Source organism: Candidatus Neomarinimicrobiota bacterium, assembly GCA_041862535.1.
GTDB lineage: Bacteria > Fidelibacterota > Marinisomatia > SCGC-AAA003-L08 > TS1B11.
This window is the reverse complement of sequence record JBGVTM010000117.1, coordinates 1-4,746: the sequence shown is the minus strand read 5'-3', so window position 1 is coordinate 4,746 and position 4,746 is coordinate 1. Positions and strand designations below refer to the sequence as shown.

Genomic DNA, 4,746 nt, shown 5'->3' with positions numbered 1-4,746 from the left:
CACCCACAAAAAACCAGATTGAGAGCATTGATTTGTCGGTCATATTGATTTCTCCTATTGCATCACCCGGTTAAGAACCCTGGGGATCTTACCAGAAGATAATATTGATAGCTACTGCCAGGATCAGAGACACCACCGCCATAGTGGCCGGGCGCCTGTAGAAGGGCAACGCACCCACTGTGGGGACCTCGGTGAGCCCCTTGACCAGCCCAACCAGCTCCTCCTTGGCTCGGGGTTTGGTAAACCGGCTGATGGCGATGGTAGCTACAAAGGTGATCAGCCAGGCCCACCAGGCCCGCCAGAAATTGGCCGCCATCGGGCTCGAGGTCTCCGATAGAGTGATGATGTGGGCCGACATCCAGCCGAACTTCACCGCCAGGAACATCCCGAAAGAAGAGAGCATACCCAATATCAATCCCCAGAAAGCGCCGGTGGGCGTGATCCAGATAACAAACATGCCCAAGAGCATGGTGGCAAACAAGGGGGCGTTCACCCAGCTGAATATGGCCTGCATATAGTCCATGATGCTGGGGAAAGACTTGGCCCAGTAGGCCGTCATGACGCTGAGGAAAATGCCCGCCACCGTGGCTACCCGCCCCATCCACACATAGTGCGCATCCGAAGCACTTTTATTGATCACTGAACGGTAGATATCATAGGTCCAGACCGTATTGAAGGCGCTGATATTCCCGGCCTGACCGGCCATGAAGCCGGCCAGCAAAGCCGTCACCCCCAGACCGATAAGCCCCTGAGGATAGTACCGGGCAATGAGCAACGGCAGGGCCGAATCGTACCGTAGTTGTTCCCCCTCCTGCAGTAAGGCAAACCCGCTGTCGGGATCCTGCGCCAGTGCCCAGGCAATCAACCCTGCCAGGATAACGATAAATGGCAAGGCCATTTTAAAAAACGAGGCGATGATCGGGGTCATGCGCGCCGAGCGTAAATCCCGGGATGAAAAGGCCCGCTGAACGACCAGGAAATCCGTCGTCCAGTACCCGAAGGAAAGCACGAACCCCAGACCCAGAACGATACCAGCCCAGGTGACCTGCATGCCATTGTTGGCGGGATCACCGGAGGTAGACCATAAGCTGGTCATGGCCTCGGGAATCCGCGCGGCAATCTCCGACCAGCCGCCTACCTCAACCAGTCCCAGGATAGGCACCAGCAGCAGGCCGAACCAGATGAGGAAGAACTGGATGATCTCAGTGAAAATGGCCGACATAAGCCCGCCCAGGGCCACATAAGCGGCTACCGTGCCCGCCGAAGCCCACATACACACATCCCAGTTCCACCCCAGGAAAGTGCGCAGCACCAGAGCCATGGCATACAGGTTAATCCCCGACACCAGCAGGGTCATGACGCCAAATGCAATGGCATTGAGCACCCGGGTTTTTTCATCAAATCGCAGCCTCAGGTAGCCGGGAATGGAGTGAATGCGACTGCTGTAGTAGAAAGGCATCATGTAGATGGCCAAAAAGAGCATGGCCGGAATCGCCCCGATCCAGTAGAAATGGGCCACATACATGCCGTACTCGAACGTATTGCCGGTCATGCCCATGAGCTCCAGAGCACCCATATTGGCGCTCAAGAAGGCCAGCCCGGCCACCCAGGAGCTATTCCGCCGACCGGCGAGAAAAAAGTCCTCCCCGGTCCCGGCAAACCGCCGGAGATAAACACCGATACCCAGCACAAAAGCGAAGTACAAGCCTATTATTATCCAATCAATAGAACCGATCTGAAAGGTCATCTGGTTTCCTTACTTGTTAGGGTGTAGCTGATGGACGGCCTGCTGTACCGGGCGGATCATCTCCAGGAGAGCCAGCCGAAAAATCCGACCCGTTATTAACGATCCCGACCGGACTTCCCGCGGCCGGTCCACATCCAATGGCTCGACCCACTCGGGGGCATAATAGCAGACCGATACAGATACCTTGGCGTTCACTGATCGGCAATCCTGGTTTTCCGGGAGGAACCGCGAATGATTAGGTGCGTCTTCAGTATCCGGGTGACCGGTTTGGAGACTGAACCTTGCCCGTCAATTGCCTCCAGTAACAGACGGGCAGCGGTCTGCCCCATCTCATATCCCGGTTGATCCACCGTGGACAACGGGGGCTCGATGATCTCGGTAATCGGATTATTGCTGAACCCAACCAGCCCGACGTCATCCGGTATACGGAGATTGTTGGCCTTGATCACCCTGAAGGCCCCGATTGCTACCGGATCATTCACTGCGAACACGGCATCCGGGGCATTGGGCAGCTTCTTTAATTCTTTAAAGCCCGCCTCGCCGTCCTCCTCATGCAAGCCGCCGTGGATAATAAGAGCCTCATCTACGGCTAGCCCATACCCTGCCAGGGCATCGAGGTATCCCCGGAGTCGCTCCCGGGAAATGTAGAGATGTCGCGGGCCGGCCAGGTGGGCGATCCGACGGTAGCCTGAATCGATCAGGTGCTCAACAGCGCTCAGGGCTCCGGCATAGTCATCTACCACCACCTTGCTCACATCCACATCTTCCAGAATGCGGTCAAAAAAAACCAGCGGGATGCCCCGCTCCTTCACCCGTTGAAAGTGCCGACTGTTGGAAGTTGTTTGAGCTACCGATACGATCAGCCCGGCTACCCGGTTCGAGACCATGCTCCGGGTATTGACGACCTCCCGATCATGCTTCTCGTTGGATTTAGAGACAATGATGGTATAGCCTTCTTTGTAGGCCACATCCTCAATGCCGTCAATGGCCGATGAGAAGAAGTGATGCCGGATCTCCGGGACAATAACGCCGACAGTCTTGGTCCCTTTCATCTGGAGACTGCGGGCGATGGAGTCCGGGTAGTACTCCAGCTCCTGCGCCAGCGCCTTGACTCTTGCCTTGGTCTTCTGGCTGATGGCTGGATGATCATGCAGCGCCCTGGAGATAGTGGAGGGGGAAAGTCCTAGACGATTGGCGAGGTCTTTGATTGTCGGATAAGAGCTGGCCACGTTTCAGTTCCAGGATCAGACAGGTTTCAGGAGATAGGATTATGCAAACGTTTGCGCAAGCTACACAACACCACCGCCTATGTCAAGTTGTATTCTTATTTACCCGCTGGTGAAAATGCCGCAGAGAGTGTTTACGGAAGGGTATCTAGAACGAAGGTCTAACTCACTCGATTTATTACGGATTGTGGTAATTCAGGAAAGGATTAGTCTGGGGACGGAATGGCCGCGTTATTTCAGCAGCAGCATCTTGATGCTTTTGGCATACTCGGGCGTCATTCCAGCCTGCGACGGGACGAGCAGGCGGGCGATATAGATGCCTGCGGGTGCATCCCGGCCATCGGCAGCCTTGCCGTTCCAGAGAACCTTGTGATACCCGGGTCCCTTTTGGCCCTGTACCAGGTGCCGCACCTCACGGCCAAGGAGATCATATACTACCAGATAGACCGCGGTTGGCTTTGGCAGCTCAAACTGGATGGTTGTGACAGGGTTGAAGGGATTGGGGTAATTCTGCCTGAGAGCGTAGTCCGAGGGTAGACCATCGGTCTCGTCCAGTGCCAGAGCAGAGCCACGCGCGACGCCATAGCCATAATAACCGCTTTCAATACGGGTATCCGCTCCTTCCGCCCGACCGAGGAAAACCTGACCGGCAGCTGACTTTGCAGTGGTGTTGGGGGAGCTGGACAATGCGAAAGCCATATTGACCGACGACCAGGAAACTGTACTGCCCTGAGCCCGAATTAGTGCTGGACAGATAACCAGTATCAGTCCAATCAGGATGCCGGACGGCAATTTTCGCTTTATGGCAGACATCCCTGGTCCCGGCTACTACTCTTGAAGAACGAGTTTAGATCGATACTCGTAGGTTGCGAGGGCCGCTTTCAGAGCTTCGATTTCCTTTTGCTGCTGCTTCATGCCTTCTATTAACACAGCCACCAGCCGGGCGTAATCCACGGATTGAGCATCCCTGCCGTTCTCTTCATAGGCCACCACTTCCGGTATCACCTCACCCACCTCTTCCGCGATCAGGCCGATATCATGTTTGCCGTCCGCCTTCCAATCATAATAGACCCCCCGCAACCGCAGCACTTTATCCAAAGCCCCCTCGATGGGCCTGATGTTCGTCTTCCAGCGCCTCGAACTGTAAGTCGTCCAGGCATCCGCAATCGGATCGGTCCTGGAGTATCGAGCCACGGTTAATATATTGGTTGCACGCGCCGTCCCGATGCCTACCTTGGCTTGGGTACTGACAATTTGGAAGGGTAGGTTGTCGGTCCACAAGCTGGTGCCAGGAGGCCCTGGAGGACCTTCAGAACCTGGGGGACCCTGCGGGCCCAGGGGACCCTGGGGACCAGTAAGACCTGGGAGGCCCTGAAGGCCTGGATCACCCTTATCACCCTTCAGCCCTTGGGAACCTTCTGGACCAGCAGGGCCGGGATCGCCTTTATCACCTTTGTCGCCTTTCAAGCCCTGGGGACCGGCCAGGCCTAGATCACCCTTATCACCCTTCAGACCTTGGGGACCCTGGGGACCTTCCGAACCGGCAGGGCCGGGATCACCTTTATCACCCTTCAGCCCTTGGGAACCTTCTGGACCAGCAGGGCCGGGATCACCTTGATCACCCTTATCACCCTTCAAACCTTGGGGACCCTGGGGACCTGAGTCGCCTTTATCACCTTTGTCACCTTTCAAGCCCTGGGGACCGGCCAGGCCTGAGTCGCCCTTATCCCCTTTGTCACCCTTAGGACCTTGGGGGCCCTGGAGACCTACCGG

5 protein-coding genes are annotated in these 4,746 nt (G+C 56.3%); all 5 read right to left on the bottom strand.

Annotated features, from left to right (window positions below; all coding sequences use genetic code 11):
- Positions 1-88: 88 nt before the first annotated feature.
- Positions 89-1,747 carry a sodium:solute symporter family protein gene (locus ACETWG_04405; protein ID MFB0515833.1) on the bottom strand — a complete coding sequence of 553 codons (1,659 nt, stop codon included), beginning with the start codon at positions 1,745-1,747 and terminating at the stop codon, positions 89-91.
- Between the two features lie 9 nt (positions 1,748-1,756).
- The gene (locus ACETWG_04400; GenBank protein MFB0515832.1) at positions 1,757-1,942 is read right to left on the bottom strand and encodes a hypothetical protein; all 186 of its coding nucleotides are present in this window, start codon (positions 1,940-1,942) and stop codon (positions 1,757-1,759) included.
- On the bottom strand, positions 1,939-2,976 hold the full coding sequence (locus tag ACETWG_04395) for a LacI family DNA-binding transcriptional regulator (protein MFB0515831.1): 1,038 nt from the start codon (positions 2,974-2,976) through the stop codon (positions 1,939-1,941). Before ACETWG_04395 ends, ACETWG_04400 begins: the two co-directional genes overlap by 4 nt.
- 228 nt (positions 2,977-3,204) lie before the next feature.
- The gene (locus tag ACETWG_04390) at positions 3,205-3,786 is read right to left on the bottom strand and encodes a FlgD immunoglobulin-like domain containing protein (GenBank protein ID MFB0515830.1); all 582 of its coding nucleotides are present in this window, start codon (positions 3,784-3,786) and stop codon (positions 3,205-3,207) included.
- 15 nt (positions 3,787-3,801) lie between these two features.
- A partial coding sequence (locus ACETWG_04385) for a tail fiber domain-containing protein (GenBank protein ID MFB0515829.1) occupies positions 3,802-4,746 on the bottom strand: 945 nt, incomplete at its 5' end.